The 16709-nt window shown below is 47.2% G+C and carries 15 protein-coding genes and 1 riboswitch; all 15 genes read right to left on the reverse strand.

The features are described 5' to 3' along the window. Nucleotides 1–7: 7 nt before the first annotated feature. Nucleotides 8–508: an anaerobic ribonucleoside-triphosphate reductase activating protein gene (gene nrdG / locus AC2TF5_RS20635; RefSeq protein WP_241932655.1), complete on the reverse strand. Its 501-nt coding sequence runs from the start codon at nt 506–508 to the stop codon at nt 8–10. Beyond that, on the reverse strand, nt 505–2727 hold the full coding sequence (locus AC2TF5_RS20640) for an anaerobic ribonucleoside triphosphate reductase (RefSeq protein ID WP_491299017.1): 2223 nt from the start codon (nt 2725–2727) through the stop codon (nt 505–507). The genes nrdG and AC2TF5_RS20640 overlap by 4 nt, the downstream gene beginning before the upstream one ends. Further along, the gene (locus tag AC2TF5_RS20645) at nt 2687–2902 is read right to left on the reverse strand and encodes a hypothetical protein (RefSeq protein WP_491299018.1); all 216 of its coding nucleotides are present in this window, start codon (nt 2900–2902) and stop codon (nt 2687–2689) included. Before AC2TF5_RS20645 ends, AC2TF5_RS20640 begins: the two co-directional genes overlap by 41 nt. A gap of 28 nt (nt 2903–2930) precedes the next feature. Further along, nucleotides 2931–3106: riboswitch (cobalamin riboswitch) on the reverse strand. 109 nt (nt 3107–3215) lie between these two features. After that, nucleotides 3216–3746, reverse strand: a complete 531-nt coding sequence (locus AC2TF5_RS20650) for a PCYCGC motif-containing (lipo)protein (RefSeq protein ID WP_491299019.1) — start codon at nt 3744–3746, stop codon at nt 3216–3218. A gap of 37 nt (nt 3747–3783) precedes the next feature. Continuing rightward, nucleotides 3784–4143 (reverse strand): fluoride efflux transporter CrcB, encoded by a 360-nt coding sequence (crcB, locus tag AC2TF5_RS20655; RefSeq protein WP_491299020.1) that lies wholly within the window; start codon nt 4141–4143, stop codon nt 3784–3786. Next, complete coding sequence (gene crcB, locus AC2TF5_RS20660) at nt 4140–4541, reverse strand: fluoride efflux transporter CrcB (RefSeq protein ID WP_491299021.1); 402 nt, start codon at nt 4539–4541, stop codon at nt 4140–4142. Before crcB (AC2TF5_RS20660) ends, crcB (AC2TF5_RS20655) begins: the two co-directional genes overlap by 4 nt. Before the next feature lie 78 nt (nt 4542–4619). Next, nucleotides 4620–5927 carry a replication-associated recombination protein A gene (locus AC2TF5_RS20665; protein WP_491302955.1) on the reverse strand — a complete coding sequence of 436 codons (1308 nt, stop codon included), beginning with the start codon at nt 5925–5927 and terminating at the stop codon, nt 4620–4622. A 235-nt stretch (nt 5928–6162) separates the two neighbouring features. Further along, the gene (locus tag AC2TF5_RS20670) at nt 6163–8346 is read right to left on the reverse strand and encodes a HelD family protein (protein WP_491299022.1); all 2184 of its coding nucleotides are present in this window, start codon (nt 8344–8346) and stop codon (nt 6163–6165) included. A 193-nt stretch (nt 8347–8539) separates the two neighbouring features. Continuing rightward, nucleotides 8540–9295, reverse strand: coding sequence for a tRNA threonylcarbamoyladenosine dehydratase (locus AC2TF5_RS20675; protein ID WP_491299023.1), 756 nt, complete (start codon nt 9293–9295; stop codon nt 8540–8542). Nucleotides 9296–9366: 71 nt separating this feature from the next. After that, the gene (gene aspS / locus AC2TF5_RS20680) at nt 9367–11145 is read right to left on the reverse strand and encodes an aspartate--tRNA ligase (RefSeq protein WP_491299024.1); all 1779 of its coding nucleotides are present in this window, start codon (nt 11143–11145) and stop codon (nt 9367–9369) included. Between the two features lie 46 nt (nt 11146–11191). Further along, nucleotides 11192–12445, reverse strand: coding sequence for a histidine--tRNA ligase (gene hisS, locus AC2TF5_RS20685; protein ID WP_491299025.1), 1254 nt, complete (start codon nt 12443–12445; stop codon nt 11192–11194). A gap of 655 nt (nt 12446–13100) precedes the next feature. Then, nucleotides 13101–13538, reverse strand: coding sequence for a hypothetical protein (locus AC2TF5_RS20690; RefSeq protein WP_491299026.1), 438 nt, complete (start codon nt 13536–13538; stop codon nt 13101–13103). 44 nt (nt 13539–13582) lie between these two features. Next, nucleotides 13583–13747 carry a hypothetical protein gene (locus tag AC2TF5_RS20695; protein WP_491299027.1) on the reverse strand — a complete coding sequence of 55 codons (165 nt, stop codon included), beginning with the start codon at nt 13745–13747 and terminating at the stop codon, nt 13583–13585. Nucleotides 13748–13849: 102 nt separating this feature from the next. Continuing rightward, the gene (dtd, locus tag AC2TF5_RS20700) at nt 13850–14293 is read right to left on the reverse strand and encodes a D-aminoacyl-tRNA deacylase (RefSeq protein ID WP_491299028.1); all 444 of its coding nucleotides are present in this window, start codon (nt 14291–14293) and stop codon (nt 13850–13852) included. Nucleotides 14294–14412: 119 nt separating this feature from the next. After that, a complete protein-coding gene (locus AC2TF5_RS20705; RefSeq protein WP_491299029.1) occupies nt 14413–16590 on the reverse strand; it encodes a RelA/SpoT family protein in 2178 nt (725 codons plus the stop codon). Between the last annotated feature and the right edge of the window lie 119 nt (nt 16591–16709).

A 16709-nucleotide genomic window follows, 5' to 3' on the forward strand; every position in this document is an offset into this window, starting at 1 on the left:
CTTTTCATCATAGGGAAACTTCCACCACGCAGCCTTTCTCCACACTTGAAGCAACATTTACCAGACGCTGATTCCGGCTTCCACGAAATGATAATGAAGTATCTCTCTCCCGTTGTATAAACTTACCGTCAACAATAACATCACACAGAAGCGCCAGCTGCCTTAGCTTCGGCTGTCTCATAACCGCCTCAAAGGTAAAACCTGTATAAGCCCATACATTTTTATCAGGACAGCACTCCCGGAAGTCAGACAGAAAACTAATGCATTCCTCCGCTGAGAAAAAGGGATCTCCACCGCACAACGTAACTCCTTCCAGCAAAGGATTACATGCAATTTCCTCTAGAATTCGAGTTTTCAACTCATCAGTGAAGGGTTCCCCAGCTTCAAAATCCCATGAAGCCGTATTGAAGCACCCGGCACAAGCATGACGGCAGCCGCTGACAAACAGAACGGCACGGACTCCTTGGCCTTCATTAATGCTTTCCGGTATATAGCCGCATATGTTCATCGGTGTTTAACCCGATCCTTAACTTCAGCCTGTTTGGCTGAATTGAATCGCTCCGTATAGTTGCCCGTTAAATAACCTGTTACTCTGCGTAGACGATGGAACAGCACCTTGTCCTCCTCGACCCCGCATTCTGGGCAAGATGCACCGATAATTCCTTCGTAATCACAGACAGGACACCGATCCAATGGATGATTAACGGAAAAATAACCAATGTCTTGTTTAAGCGCAAATTGGACTATATTCCGGAATGCAGCCGTATTTTGCCGTGCGTTGCCGTCAAGCTCTACATACGAGATCGCACCCGCATTACACAGCTTATGGAATGGTGCTTCCCATTGAACCTTCTGAAAAGCAGCGGCTGGATGATACACGGGAATATGAAATGAATTCGTATAGTACTCCCGATCGGTTACACCCGGTATACTGCCAAATGTGGTTCGGTCCAGCTTTGTGAATTTTCCGGACAGCCCTTCTGCTGGAGTGGCAAAAAGCGTGATGTTCAAATCATACTGCTCGCTCATGGCATCACAGTAAGCACGCATCCTTCCAACGATATCGAGCGCCATCTTTCTAACCATCTCGTCTTCGCCATGATGTTGTCCTGTTAAAGCTTTCAAACACTCCGCAAGACCAATAAAACCAAGTGCCAACGATCCGTGTTTTATAAGTTCTGCGACCGCATCGTCTGGGGCAAGCTTCTCCCCACCTTCCCAGACCCCCTCGCGCATCATAAAATCCGAAGCCTTTGCCGGCTGCTTGGCTTGAATTTCATACCGGTGGATCAATCCTTCCACTGCAATCTTCATATAACGTTCCAAACTTTCGAAAAACCCGCTCATATCTGGATCTTGTCGCTTATCCATTACTATGCCATGCTCAATCCCAAGCCGTACGAGGTTGATCGTGTTAAAAGACAAATTCCCTTTCCCACTCAACCGATTTCTGCCGAAACGGTCCGAAATTGTTCGTGTACGGCACCCCATAGTCGCAATGATCGTATCTGGATCTTCCGGTCGGTAATAGGGAAGATTGAACGACGCGTCTACATTTACAAAATTTGGATATAATCGGCGACTGGAGCACTCTACCGCTTTTAGGAACAGATCGTAGTTCGGATCACCTTCCGCCTGATTAATCCCGTTTTTACATTGAAAAATATGCTGCGGGAATATCGGTGTCTCTCCACGTCCAAGTCCTCTCATTGTAGCGTCAAGAAGTGCATGAGAAACTAATCTTCCCTCTGTAGAAGTGCACATCCCGTAATTTAACGAGGTAAACGGAATTTGCCCCCCAGCCCGACTGCTCATCGTGTTCAAATTATGGATCAGAGATTCCGCGGCTTGCTTGGTCTCGTTTATAGTCTCTGCATATGCAAACTTATATGTATGAGGATAAATCTCTTCAAGCGAGTGGTTATCCATATGCAGCTCCAAGTCCGAAATGTCTTTTCCTAAGTTCATGTCGCCTTCACTGAAATAAGAAAGCCCTTTTCGAAAATGCTTACGGAAGGACTTACCCACGTAAGGCGCCAAATCCCAATCTATCTTATTGCCAGATACCCCGCCGAACTGACTGTTCTGCTGAGACTGAAATATGATGGCTACCAGTGCCATAGCGGTCATGATGCTTTGTGGAGGACGGACCGAACCGTTCCCCGTATTAAAGCCATTTGCCAGCAGCCGATCAAATGGAATGAAAATGCAATTGGTCGTTCCGAGTGCATATTGATCTAAGTCATGTACATATACATATCCGTTTTTTACAGCCTCGTTCAACGGTTTTGGCAGCATAAAACTGGTCGCCATCCACTTGGCATATTCCGATCCGATCCGGCTCATTTTCCCACTGAAAGATTCACCGTTCAAATTGGCATTTTCCCGAAGCAGATCCAGATCTTTAACACCGATAACGTTGGTGCTGATCTTGTACAGCTCTCCGCGCATTATACGTTCTCTGTCACGTGCCTCACGGTACTCTGTATAAGCTTCAGCTGTTTGCTTATAACCGGTTTCATTCAAAAAATGTATGACAAGGTCTTGTATTTCTTCCACAGACATTTGCTCCAAGCCAACCGTCTCAGCTTCTACCAATGTACCGATCCGGGACGATGCCTCATATCTGGAAGTTCCTTCAGTAGCCTGAAAAGCTTTATTCACCGCACTCATAATCCGTGTAACTTCAAACGTCACACATGTTCCATCCCTCTTGATTACCTTCATTACGAATTCCTCCTATGGCAAATACCTTTACAGGCGTATTAACCAACCCCTCACGGTGTGCGGTACGATCGAAGTGGACAATAAAAAAGCATGCTGCCGCAAATCGGCGGAATACATGCTTCATAAAGAACCGTTTAATCCAGTCAAGTAGAAACGGACCAGACAACCCTTCCATTCGAAACACTTCCTATCAACCGTAGGCACACCGTGTTGTCATAATGGCAGGTATCTGGCTTCAGTTCACGAACTGGCGGAGTTAACGAGATTGTTTCTTATGTTCGCCTCAAGAAACTGTTACAGTGGCGGGACCGCTCCGGATTTTCACCGGATTCCCTTTTAAGACCGGAGTGATCCGATCGACCATTAAGCACTATATATAGTTGTCATATCAAAGAATATAACAACATATAGATTTTAACTGTAACATTTATCATAGGCGAAACTCCCAGATCGTGGTGCAGCGTGACATGGCGGTCAGCCACAAGATTTTAATTGGTTTCTGTCGGCATTGGGGTAGGAGTCGGTTTCGCGTAACCCGTCTTATACTTTTCATCGATTGTGTTGCGGATTTCAGTCAAGCTTTTTCCTTCACTGTCCATCTTGGCTGATTCTACTGCGATTTCCAGACAAACACCACAGCGTGTGCCGTGATCATCCCACACAATGCTGCCGTCTTCTTTAACTTCATTAATGAAGCAGTTCAGATTACTCTTGTGCCCTGCACTTTCACCGCAGCCACAGTAGCATGGAATCCAGGTAAGCACATCTTTTTCCTGGGCTGCGAGTGCATAAATAGTGCGCATCTCATCGCTTTTACCATCCAAGAACGTTGGCAGCTCCTTCGCAGAGGCTCTAGCTTCTTGAAGATCTCCATTAGCAAGCTTGTTTTGTGAATCATGTTCGTGAACCGTTTCAGTTCCTTGCATGCTCTCTTCCGGCTCTTGTACCTTCTCAGCACCGCAACCACCCAGCACTAGACCTGCAGACAGCATCAATACTGTAAATTTACATTTGTACATTATTTATTTCCTCCCCATAATGGCCACACAACAAGTTCTAAACCTGAGCCGCTATATAGAGTCCTGTCCATGCCCCTGCAAGACCCAGCATAACCGATATGAGCACATATAAGAATGCTTGTATGTATTGCTTGTTTCCTGCCAAAGTGACCGCTTCATAACCAAAGGTTGAAAATGTGGTAAACGCCCCACAAAAGCCGGTTCCGAGCATTCTGTAAACAGCTTCAGGAAGATGGTCCGCATAACCGGCAAGAAGTCCAAGTATGATGGAACCGGCCAAATTTACGAGAAGCGTAGCCCACGGGAATGTCCCCTGTGCTTTTTTTCCAAGCCAAATACCAACGCAATAACGGGAAACCGCTCCGGCTATCCCGCCTAATCCTATCCACAAAATCACACTGCCGCACCTTCTTGCTTCGAAGACATCTTCCGTCCCAGCCAAACACCGATACAGGACATGAGCAGACCGCCAACAACACTTAAGACTACATAGATCACGGCGACTACGTTCTGACCGTTACCGATTAACCTGACTGTATCCACTGTAAAGGTTGAGAATGTCGTAAACGCCCCCGTAAACCCGGTACCGATGAGCAGACGAACCTGTGTTGAAATATGTGCGGAAGATAAGCAGTAAGTCAAAAACCAGCCTAGAAATAGACATCCTGCCAGGTTAATGAACAGGATAGCTGCCGGAAATCCATTTAATGGAGCAGGTATTATCTCATCCAGACCATAGCGGAGTAATGTACCACCGAATCCTCCCGCACCCACAAAGAGCAGGTTCTTTCCCATACAATTTCCCTTCCTTACCGTAACATTCAAGATGTACAACATGAAATTTATTCAATGAATCAAGTGTTTCGAATTCCTTTACTCGTCTCTGCGCAAACGTTGGTTATGGGATATTTTAGCTTCATTTCCCTGTTCTGTCGCCTGATAAAACACCCGATGCGCAAGCTCCTTCGGTAAATAATCCTGCTTCACGTAATGTCCAGGATAGTCATGAGGATACTTGTATCCCGCATGTCCAAGTTTGACGGCTCCTTGATAATGAGTATCGCGTAAATGGAGCGGAACCTCAGCCGATTTGAATTCCTCCATAGTAGACATGGCACGTGATATAGCGGTGTAAACGGCATTGGATTTCGGGCTCTCCACAGCAAAAAGAATCGCTTGTGCAATGTTCAGTTTGGCCTCAGGCCAACCATTGTTACGATAAGCCTCCAATGCACTGACAGCTTGTACCATCGCCTGCGGATTAGCAAGCCCGATATCCTCACTACTAGCCGCAATCAGACGGCGAATGAACACCATCGGATCCATACCAAGCTTCTCTACAGCGTATAAAAACCAGAATAGCGCAGCATCGCTGGAGCCGCGAATGCTTTTGTGGAAAGCGGATAGGACGTCATATTGGGTTGACTCATCAGCCCGGACGGTTGGACGCCGGATTGATTCCTCCGCAACCTCAAGTGTTATATGAACGGTGCCATCCGAAAGGGGAGGTGTCGTCATTGCCGCCAATTCCAGGGCATTCAAGGCCCGGCGGATATCACCGTTCGCCATGGATGCGATATGATCCAGTGCCTCTTCATCCACTTGAAGTTGCATAAAGCCAAGCCCTCTATCCTTATCCTGAAGCGCACGCTTCATAGCAATGCAGGAATGTTCCTTATTCAGCGACTGCAGCTGAAACAAGGTTGAGCGGCTCATAAGAGCCCCATTCACATAATGAAACGGATTTTCCGTAGTGGCACCAATAAAGATGATTGTTCCCTTTTCAACCGCGGGCAGAAGAGCGTCCTGACGGGAGCTGTTGAACCGGTGTACCTCATCCAGAAACAGAATCGTCTTTGTACCATACAATGATTTGTTACTTTGCGCCTGTTCAATCACTTCACGTACATCCTTAACAGAAGCTTCTACTGCATTAAGCCGTACGAATGACCCTTGGGTATGTTTCGAAATGATATGAGCGAGCGTTGTTTTACCGCAGCCGGGCGGACCATACAGTAAAATTGAAGATACTTGATCCGCTTCAATTGCACGCCGAAGCAGTTTACCCGGCCCTACAATATGTTCTTGTCCAATATATTCATCCAGGTTGGAAGGACGCATCCGGTCAGCCAGAAGCCGGGAATCGCGATCCTCTTCACGACCGAAAGAGAATAAATCCATCATTACACTTCCTTGTTTGAATCATAACAGCGTAACAGCGTCATGATCCGTAATCTGCTTTTCTTATCATATCACAATCTTTCATTCACTTACGATTTATCGCTTTGCACAATTTAGGCTATTCCTATCAACAAATCGGTCTGATCAACGAAAAGAAACCTGAGGCTGTTTATGCCCCAGGTTCTATTATATAGCGCAACTAAACATATTTACTTTAGGTAGCTAAACCTAACTGTTAGACACCATCTGGCCATCCCTGAGATGCGATCTCAGGTTGATCTGCCACGACATAAGAAGGAAGCTGTTCTCCATTTAGCAGCCATAACTCATGCAATGCACGTGTACACCCAACATACATGAGCTTGGCGTCCCATGCTTTTTCCGCATAGTGAGCGCTGTCTGCGTCAGCAACGATAACGGCATCAAATTCAAGCCCTTTAGAGAGGTAAACCGGAAGCACAGATATACCGCCCTGATAGGTTTGTTTGCTTCCATCTATCAAATGAAGCTCAGGCCACTCAGCCGCGAGCAACTCGTGGAGCTCCTTCGCTTCCCGGAGTGTACGCGTCAAGATCGAAACGGTCCGGTAGTTCCCCTTCGAGAGGAGATGACGCAGTGCACGGCGGAGATCCTTCTCTCTGCCTGCCGCCCCGTTATAGCGTACAAGCCGTACAGCATCTCCGCTTCGGAAGACAGGCACGGCAAGCAGATCACTCCCCACACCTTTTTCCAGTATGCCATTTACAAATTCTATAATCTCCATCGTAGATCGGTAACTTCGCGTCAATGCAAAGTAGGCTCTGCTCTCGGGTTCAAATAATGTACTCATCTCTTCCCAGGCATGAACGCCGCGGTAGGCATGGATACCCTGCGACAGATCTCCTAATATCGTAAAGGAATGCCCCCTTACGAAGCGATCCAAAAGTGCAACCTGGAACGGCGAGAAATCCTGTGCTTCATCAATAACGATATGGTCAAATCTCTGCTCACCCGTAATTTCATTCATCAAACAGTGGAAATAAAGCAGCGGTGTAAGATCCTCTTCCCGAACTACGTTTTTCTTCAGATCTTTACGGGTGGAGTTCAACACTTCCTTCGGGATTTCTGAATCAAACTCCTCCGGCCACAGTCCGTTTATTTTGGCAGCGCCAAACAACTGCTTATACAGCACTAGCGGTTCGAATTTCGGCCACTTATTCCCATAGGATTTCTCCCGCTGGGCGGCTTTTTTCTTCCGCTCCTTCAAAACAGCCTGAGACGGTGTTTTTTTCAGTTCCATCTCAACCCAGCGGTGCAGCCGGGCAAGAACCCGCTCTTTCCGCTTCGCAAGAGGATACGGTTTATACTCTTCGTTGAACCACTCAGCTATCGTTTCCCGACGAAGGACAGCCCCATCCCATGGGGAAAAGTCCCCCTCTGGCAGCGCAGATTGTTCAAGTTGTTCAACACAGCGTTCAATCAGATTCATCAGTCTTAAAGAGCCTTTATAACGACCGCGGACATCATCATTAATATCTGGTGTTCCCTGTCCCGTTTCTGTCTCGAACCAGAAGGCAAGTGTTTCCGATGCATCACTAGGCGTCATGCTTACATCCAGAAGTTCTGATGCCCAATCTGCGAACGTCCGCTGCTGAATATCACCCACACCGAGCTCAGGAAGCACGTCGGATATGTAGTCCAGGAACATATGGTTCGGAGCAAAAATAATCATCTTCTCCGCCGACACCTGCTCCTTATATTGATACAGCAAAAAGGCCAACCGGTGAAGCGCCACAGTAGTCTTTCCGCTTCCTGCTACCCCTTGGATAATCAGGGCCGTGTTCTTGGCCGCACGGATGATTTTGTCCTGCTCGGCCTGAATCGTAGATACGATATCCCTAAGCCGGTTATCCTTGTTTTCTCCAAGGCGGTAGACGAGAAATTCGTCCGACACGGCGGGCCCACCGCTTTCACGGTTGTATGTATCGGATACACGCTCCAGAATTTGCTTACGAATAACAACATTTCGTTTCAAGTACACCAAGCCTTCAACCAGACCTTCAGGCGCTTCATATGAGGCGAGATCACTGCCACCGGTAAATGAATAGAACAAACTGGCAACGGGTGCCCGCCAATCGATAACCATCGGATGTTCCCCGGCGTTCTCCTGGTCAAATCCGACCTTGCCGATATAGAGCGGCGCTTGCTCCTCCTTACCGTTCTCCTGAAAGTCCAACCGTCCGAAATAAGGCTCAGGCTGGCTTTTCTTCAGAGCCTGACGTCGATCCTCACGTCCTGCTTCGAGTACCTGCTCTGTGAAATCATGCCCGGTATACACCGGAATGCTCTGCAGTCGCTCAAGCTGTTTGTCAATCTCGGCGATCGCTTCATTTAGTCTCTGCTCTTCTTCTTGATAGGCACTTTGAAAAGAGTCCGTCAATTTCAGTTACCTCCTAAGAACTATTTTTCTGCATCGCCGCCACTTAGGGCATCCGTGACACAAAAAGGATATTCATTGTAGCACATCTCCTCTCAATATACTACAGACCTTTCAGGCAGCAGCTTATATTAAACGATAAAAGGACGCAATATCCGCTTCTACAGCGGACTGCGTCCATTATGGTTTAAAACATTTATGAAGATAGTCCTGCCCTTTCAAGAAGCTCCTTTACTGTAACACTGACCATAATCAGGCCCGCCACCGGAGGCACAAATGCATTACTTGCTGGAGGCTGTTTAGCCTTGCGGATTTCTGGCGCATTCTCTGGCACAATTTTGTCCGTGACATCCTGGCGGGGCTTCATCGGCTCTTCTAGAGAGAATACAACCTTCACACCCTTCTTAATGCCTTCCTTCCGAAGCTTTGTGCGGATAACCCGGGCAATTGGATCCATAGATGTTTTGGATATGTCAGCAACCTGAAACTTGGTCGGATCCATTTTGTTGGCGGCTCCCATGCTGGAGATCATCGGTATACCGCGCTTCAGACATTCCTTGATCAGATGGATTTTATATATAATCGTGTCCGATGCATCGATCACATAATCCAGATCATATTTAAACAATTCTTCATAGGTTTCGTCGGTGTAAAACATATTAAGCGCAATCGCTTCACATTCCGGATTGATCAACTTCACACGATCCACCATCAGATCCGCCTTTTTTTGGCCAACCGTTGTTGTCAACGCATGAATCTGACGATTAATGTTCGTAATATCAACAACATCTTTATCGATCAGAATAATACGGCCGACCCCAGTACGAGCAAGGGCCTCTACTGCAATAGAGCCGACCCCGCCAATACCGAGTACTGCTACTGTACTATTTTTCATAACGTCAAGGCCTTCAGGCCCGATTGCCAGTTCCGTCCGGGAAAACTGATGCAGCATATTAACAACCTCCTAACAGGCAAGAAACGGCTGGAATGCAGCCGTTTCCCCCAATAATGATCTGATATTCATTACTTCTTATCTTCACCCGGTTTTTTCGCAAGCTTGATATGGAGCTGTTCCAACTGTCCTCCATCAACCATGGAAGGGGAATCCATAAGAAGATCCGTAGCGCTTGCTGTTTTCGGGAATGCAATCGTCTCACGCAGGTTCGTTCGTCCAGCCAGCAGCATAACCAAACGGTCCAAGCCGAATGCGATTCCGCCGTGCGGAGGAGTACCATATTCGAAAGCGTCCAGCAAGTAGCCGAACTTCTCATTGGCTACCTCAGGAGACAAGCCCAGCGCAGCGAACATTTTTTCTTGAATATCCCGCTTGTAAATACGCATAGATCCGCCGCCCACTTCATAACCATTCAATACAATGTCATAAGCTTGTGCGCGAACTGCAAGCGGATCTGTGTCGAGCAGCTCCAGATCTTCATCCCTTGGACGAGTGAATGGATGATGCTCTGCCACATAACGCTTTTGATCTTCGTCATAACTCAAGAGCGGGAAGTCTAGAACCCACGCAAACTTGAACTCATTGTCGTTGATCAAGCCAAGCTGGCGTCCGATTTTGAGACGAAGTGCGCCAAGCACATCAGCCACAACTTTCTTGTTATCGGCGGAGAACAGCAACAGGTCACCCTCTTCTGCTCCAGTACGTTCTTTGATCGCTTCAATCTCCTGCTCGCTAAAGAACTTCACGATAGGGCCCTTAAATTCGCCCTCCTTCACTTGAATCCAAGCAAGGCCTTTGGCTCCGTAACGTGCGGCATATGGACCCAGCTCATCGATTTCTTTACGTGTCCAAGTACCGCAGCCTTTGGCGTTCAAACATTTCACTTCTCCGCCTTTTTCAATGACGGAAGCAAACACTTTTACACCACTGGATGCTACAATATCATTCATCTCGATCAGTTCAAGACCAAAACGGAGGTCCGGTTTGTCTGAACCGTATTTACCCATAGCATCAGCGTAGCTGATGCGCTGGAACGGTGTCGCGAGCTCAACTCCTATGGTTTCCTTAAACAGACGGGCCATCAACTGCTCCATCATGCTCAGCAGGTCGTCACGTTCCATGAACGAAGTTTCAATGTCGACCTGTGTAAATTCAGGCTGACGGTCAGCACGAAGGTCTTCGTCACGGAAACAACGTGCAATCTGGTAATAGCGCTCTACGCCGCTTACCATGAGCAACTGTTTATAAAGTTGCGGGGATTGCGGCAGTGCAAAGAACTCGCCTGCATGCACTCGGCTTGGTACCAGGTAATCACGTGCGCCTTCCGGCGAACTTTTTGTCAAAATCGGTGTTTCGACATCAACAAAGCCTTCCTCATCAAGAAAATCACGGAATATTTTGGACGCTTTTGACCGAAGCATCAATGTCTGCTGCATTTCAGGACGGCGTAAGTCCAGATAACGATACTTTAAACGAAGCTGCTCATCAACTTCCACGCCATCTTCAATGAAGAACGGAGGTGTTTTTGCTGCGTTTAATACTTCAATTTCGGTAACCTGAACTTCAATCTCCCCTGTAGGAAGGTTAGGGTTTACGGTTTCAGCAGCACGTTTCACGATTTTACCGGATACGGCCAGTACATATTCACTACGGACCTTGTCCGCAACAGCCAGTGCGTCACCGGAGAAATCCGGATTGAATACAACCTGCATAATTCCGCTGCGGTCGCGAAGATCGATGAAGAGTACGCCTCCCAAGTCACGACGGGTCTGTACCCAGCCGTTTAACGTCACGGTTTCTCCAATGTTGGCGGTCGTTAACTGACCGCAATGATGCGTCCTTTTCATGGTTTCATCATACCCCTTTATTTATAATTAAGCCGAATACGGCAGGCTAACTTAATTCTTTATGCAATTCATCCAGCTTTACGGTACGCTGCTCGCCGGTTTCCATCGACTTCAGAGCAATTTCACCGCGGGACAACTCGTCATCACCAAGGATCGCTGTATAACGAGCCTGTAGACGGTCAGCCGACTTCATTTGTGCTTTCATTTTACGGCCAAGGTAATCACGTTCTGCAGAGAATCCTTCGCTGCGCAGTTTATAAGTAATCTTCGTTACTTCCTGTTCTGCTGCATCACCCAATGCTACAAGATACACATCAAGCGGCTTTACAGCTTGCAGATCAATCTTCTGATTTTCAAGTATAAGCAAAATCCGCTCCATACCAATACCAAAGCCGATTCCCGGCTGATCCGGTCCACCGATTTCCCCTACCAAACCGTTAAATCGGCCGCCGCCACCTACAGTATCGATAGCTCCAATGCCTTGAGCTTTGAATTCGAACGCTGTATGTGTGTAGTAATCCAGACCACGGACAAGACGTGGATTAATCTCGTACTCAACGCCCATGGCATCCAAATATTCTCTTACCTTTTCAAAATGAGTGCTGCACTCTTCATCCAGACTGTCCAAAATCGATGGCGCTCCAGCGAACTTATCCTGGTCCTTCTTGCAGTCCAGTACACGCAGCGGGTTCCGTTCCATCCGGGACTGGCAGTCTGAACACAGATTCTCTCTCATCGGCGTAAGGAAGGAAAGCAGAGTATCGCGATAAGCTGCCCGTACTTCTGGGGTTCCGACCGAATTAATCTCCACCTTTACACCCTGCAGACCCAGTTCTTTCGTGAAAGAATATCCTAATGCAATAACTTCCGCATCGATGGCAGGATCAGCCGTTCCGAACACTTCAACACCGAACTGGTGGAACTGACGGTAGCGGCCTGCCTGAGGGCGCTCATAACGGAACATCGGAGCGATGTAATACAGCTTGGTAACATCGGGCTCACCGTACAATTTGTTTTGCACGTATGCCCGAACTACACCGGCTGTTCCCTCTGGACGAAGTGTCATGCTGCGGTCACCCTTGTCCATAAACGTGTACATTTCTTTTTCGACAATATCCGTCGTCTCACCAACTCCACGCTCAAACAGCTCTGTCTGCTCGAAGATTGGCGTACGTATTTCTCTGTAGTTGTAGCGGCGGCATAAATCTCTGGCCTTATCCTCAACAAACTGCCATTTCTCGACCGTGCCCGGCAAGAAATCCTGTGTACCTGTCGGTTTCTCAAATCTGATATTTGCCATCGTTCATCCCTCCAATTAGTCCGGGACCGATTCCATCAAGGTAAACGTTCCCGACTGATCTATGTAATTTCTCTTGAAAAACTAAAAAACCCCTCGTTCCAGCTGTTGTATTAACAACTGGGACGAGGGATTGTCATAAACTGAAATCTCCCGTGGTGCCACCCACATTCCGGATCATCCAACGTGAACAGTAATGTTAAAAATTACTGTATGGATTACTCCGCTTTCAACCGGATAACGCCCGGCTGCGCAGAACGGCTACTGAAAACATTCACCGGTGCAACCGGTATGTCATTCGCCGTCTGTTCTCGAGGAGGTCATTCGTCCACTCATCAAGGGAATCCTTACAGCCAAGGGGATTCCTCTCTGGTCTTGTGGGGATGGAGTACTTGGTCCCGTCATCGAATCAGTATCGTTATTTTTAATATACCCAAAACATTATATTTTTAGATTGTAATGAACCGCCGCATTAAAGTCAAGAAAAAAAACTCAACGAAATCCCCTGTAGAAAAGAAAAAAACCTACAAACCGATGTTGTAGGTCCAAAACATATATAAAAAAGGGGGTCATGCTGTTATTATAAACAGCTTATATTAAGGAAACATGATACGAACATTACAGTTATATTACAAGTGTGAAAGCGGTATCTTTTCGATTAGTCGAACCGCTCAACATACGCATGGTTAGACCGAAGCATCCGAACAATATCCTCATAGTCCGTATCACTAACCTTGGCCGACAACACATACTTTAATTCCCTGTAATCCGCATCGATTAAATCCGCTGCATCCACCCACTCATCAAAGTCAGAGGCAGGAGCATCCTCCGATCGCTCGAGATCAGTAACATCACGCGTACCCACTATAGCACCCGAGGTTCCAGCCACACCACCGACCGATCCCGTTCCAGTAGTTGAACCACCCATACCTGCCGCATTTAACGGTACTATCGGCACCAAAATGTTGGTACCTCTACCTACCGCCTCTTGAAGCTGTCCAACTTCCAGATTTTCGGTTTTGTAAGTCAGAAGCGCCGTTCTTGCACCTTCTGCTTTATCCTCATTACTGAAATATGCTTGAATTTGTTTAGACATGTCCATTCCTCCGGTGTACGATTACAAGAATAAAGTCCATTCCTTCACGTTCTCGGCAAAAACACCCGATCACTCGCTTTTACGTCCATCTTCCATATCGGATCCGCAGGAAGCACAACTGAACGATTTATGCTCTCTGTCTCTCTGACAGCACCGGGTTCAAGAAGTGATACCGCACTCCAACCAGCGGATTTAGGGGATTGTCGCATTGTTAAAAACTCCTTTACACTGTGATTCCCATAAACATCTCTGTTTCACAGCATGTCCAGTTATCTTTAACCTATGCGTTGTTCAAACAATGTCCCTTCGAATTAATTACGACTATCGATGATGATCGTAACAGGGCCCGAGTTGGTCAGAGCAACATCCATCATTGCCCCAAACACACCGGTCTCCACCTGAAGCCCCTTTGCCACCAATTCCTGATTGAATGCCTCATATAAAATTTCAGCCTTGTCCGGTTTAGCCGCCGCCATGAAATTAGGTCGCTTACCCTTTCGGGTATCACCATAGAGAGTGAATTGGGACACCGATAGGATCGCTCCACCGATGTCAAGCACGCTGAAATTCATCTTTTCATGCTCGTCCTCAAATATCCTTAACCCGGACACCTTATCGGCCAAGTATTTAGCATCCTTCTCCTCATCTTCATGGGTTACACCCACCAAGACCATTAGCCCTTCACCAATGCTTCCTACAACTTCTTCGTTAACTGTAACTTGCGCATTCTTGCATCTCTGTATAACGACTTTCATGGATATCAGACTCCTTCAAAAAAAATCGCGGCCAGCCTCCTTTACAGGGAAGACAGACCGCGTAGTTATTATAAGCACGGCAATGCGGCCGTACAACGCTTCACCTCAATATAATCAACTTACTGCATAATACGGTGAACGGTGTAAACGTCCTTCACACGTTTAATTCGCTCTACAACCGAATGAAGATGATCGGTGTTACGAATCAGAATGGTCATATGGATCATGGCCATCTTATTTTTATCCGATCGGCCGGTGACAGCGGATATGTTCGTTTTACTCTCCGATACAGCCTGAAGCACCTCATTGAGAAGGCCGTTACGGTCATGGCCGGTCACCTCAATATCAACACTATAATTGGCTTCCACGGTTGATTCCCACTCCACCTCAATAACACGCGCGGCTTCCTCACCATCACCGGTAGCAGGCAGGTTCGCACAGTCCGAGCGATGCACGGAGACACCGCGGCCACGAGTAACATAACCGACAATGTCATCTCCCGGAACCGGATTGCAGCACCGTGCAAAGCGAACCAGCAGATTATCGATTCCCTTAACCCGGACACCGTTGGTCGGACGGCTCCGTCTCTCCGGTGCAGCCTTAATTTCTTTTATCTCGGACGTTAGCTCCAGAAAATTTGCTTCCTCCTGCTCCTTGCGAAGCTTTTCGGTCAGGCGGGTACAAATCTGGGCTGCTGTAATTCCTGCAAAGCCAACGGCTGATAGCATATCCTCAATATCATTAAAAGCAAACTTCTTGGCAACCTCAATCAGTTTGTCGTCACTCATCCACTCCGAAACTTCAACACCGAGACGCTTCAATTCCCGCTCCAGCATGTCTCGGCCCTTCTCCACGTTCTCTTCCCGCTTTTCTTTCTTAAACCACTGCTTGATCTTACTTCTCGCGTGGGAAGATTGAGCGATTTTCAGCCAGTCCTGGCTTGGACCATAAGAATGTTTCGAAGTCAGAATTTCGATAATATCACCGGTCTTTAATTGGTGATCCAACGGAACGATTCGCCCGTTCACTTTAGCTCCGATCGTCCGGTTACCAACCTCTGTATGAATCCGATAAGCGAAATCAAGCGGAACGGATCCCGCAGGAAGCTCGATAACCTCGCCTTTTGGAGTGAACACAAATACCAAGTCCGAGAAAAAGTCCATTTTAAGCGATTCTACAAATTCTGAGGCATCTTTCGCTTCATGCTGCAGCTCCAAAATTTCACGAAAAAAGGTCATTTTGTTATCAAAGTTACCTGCTCCGCCAGAGCCTTCCTTGTATGCCCAGTGGGCCGCAATACCGTATTCCGCTGTGCGATGCATGTCAACAGTTCGTATTTGTACCTCAGTCGGTTCCCCATTCGGTCCCACCACTGTTGTATGCAGTGACTGATACATATTCGCCTTCGGCATAGCAATGTAATCTTTAAACCGACCCGGCATGGGCTTCCACAACGTGTGAATGATGCCTAATGTCGCATAACAATCCTTAATGTTATCTACAATAATCCGGATGGCAAGAAGATCATAAATCTCGTTAAACTGCTTGTTTTTAACAGACATTTTATTAAAAACACTATAGATGTGCTTCGGTCTACCGGATAGATCAGCCTGAATACCCATCTCATCGAGCTTTTCCTGGATCCGGTCAATAACGTTATCAATGTACTGCTCCCGCTCCGCACGTTTCTTATGCATCAGATTGGCAATGCGGTAATATTGCTGCGGGTTCAGATAACGGAGCGCTATATCCTCCATCTCCCATTTGATCGCTGAAATACCGAGACGGTGGGCAATGGGACAAAAAATCTCAAGCGTTTCATGAGAAATACGCCGCTGGCTTTCCTCAGATTGGTACTTCAGTGTTCTCATATTATGAAGACGGTCTGCCAACTTTATAACGATAACACGGATATCCCTGGCCATCGCAATGAACATTTTACGATAGTTTTCGTTCTGCTGTTCTTCCTTAGAACCAAACTTAATACGTTCCAGCTTCGTTAATCCATCTACCAGCATGGCGCATGTATCGTTGAACTTCTCGCGGATCTGTTCCAAGGAAACGGTTGTATCCTCAACGACATCGTGCAGTAGCGCAGCAATAATAGACAACGTGTCCATTTGCATGTTAACAACGATGTCGGCTACCGCGAGCGGATGAAGAATATAAGGTTCTCCCGATTTCCGCACCTGTCCATGATGGGCTCGCTCCGCAAATTCATATGCTTCCTGGATGCGGAGAAGATCGGGTTCTTTAATATAGGCGCCAGCCTTTTCGAGTAATCGCTCTATGCCCATTCTGAGTCCTTTCTCTTTCCTTTCGTATATAAAATAAAACCCGCCCTTTGTCAAAACGTGCAGGTTCCCTCATCGAATGTTATTCCTATTATTATGACGCTTACAGCGGTTCACGTCAA

The sequence above is a fragment of the Paenibacillus sp. JNUCC 34 genome, assembly GCF_058269055.1.

Excerpts from the sequence above, each read along its gene's own strand:
- nrdG (WP_241932655.1), bottom strand. The coding sequence starts at position 508 with ATGAACATATGCGGCTATATACCGGAAAGCATTAATGAAGGCCAAGGA.
- AC2TF5_RS20640 (WP_491299017.1), bottom strand. The coding sequence starts at position 2,727 with ATGAAGGTAATCAAGAGGGATGGAACATGTGTGACGTTTGAAGTTACA.
- AC2TF5_RS20645 (WP_491299018.1), bottom strand. The coding sequence starts at position 2,902 with ATGGAAGGGTTGTCTGGTCCGTTTCTACTTGACTGGATTAAACGGTTC.
- AC2TF5_RS20650 (WP_491299019.1), bottom strand. The coding sequence starts at position 3,746 with ATGTACAAATGTAAATTTACAGTATTGATGCTGTCTGCAGGTCTAGTG.
- crcB (WP_491299021.1), bottom strand. The coding sequence starts at position 4,541 with ATGGGAAAGAACCTGCTCTTTGTGGGTGCGGGAGGATTCGGTGGTACA.
- AC2TF5_RS20665 (WP_491302955.1), bottom strand. The coding sequence starts at position 5,927 with ATGGATTTATTCTCTTTCGGTCGTGAAGAGGATCGCGATTCCCGGCTT.
- AC2TF5_RS20675 (WP_491299023.1), bottom strand. The coding sequence starts at position 9,295 with ATGCTGCATCAGTTTTCCCGGACGGAACTGGCAATCGGGCCTGAAGGC.
- aspS (WP_491299024.1), bottom strand. The coding sequence starts at position 11,145 with ATGAAAAGGACGCATCATTGCGGTCAGTTAACGACCGCCAACATTGGA.
- hisS (WP_491299025.1), bottom strand. The coding sequence starts at position 12,445 with ATGGCAAATATCAGATTTGAGAAACCGACAGGTACACAGGATTTCTTG.
- AC2TF5_RS20690 (WP_491299026.1), bottom strand. The coding sequence starts at position 13,538 with ATGTCTAAACAAATTCAAGCATATTTCAGTAATGAGGATAAAGCAGAA.
- AC2TF5_RS20695 (WP_491299027.1), bottom strand. The coding sequence starts at position 13,747 with ATGCGACAATCCCCTAAATCCGCTGGTTGGAGTGCGGTATCACTTCTT.
- dtd (WP_491299028.1), bottom strand. The coding sequence starts at position 14,293 with ATGAAAGTCGTTATACAGAGATGCAAGAATGCGCAAGTTACAGTTAAC.
- AC2TF5_RS20705 (WP_491299029.1), bottom strand. The coding sequence starts at position 16,590 with ATGGGCATAGAGCGATTACTCGAAAAGGCTGGCGCCTATATTAAAGAA.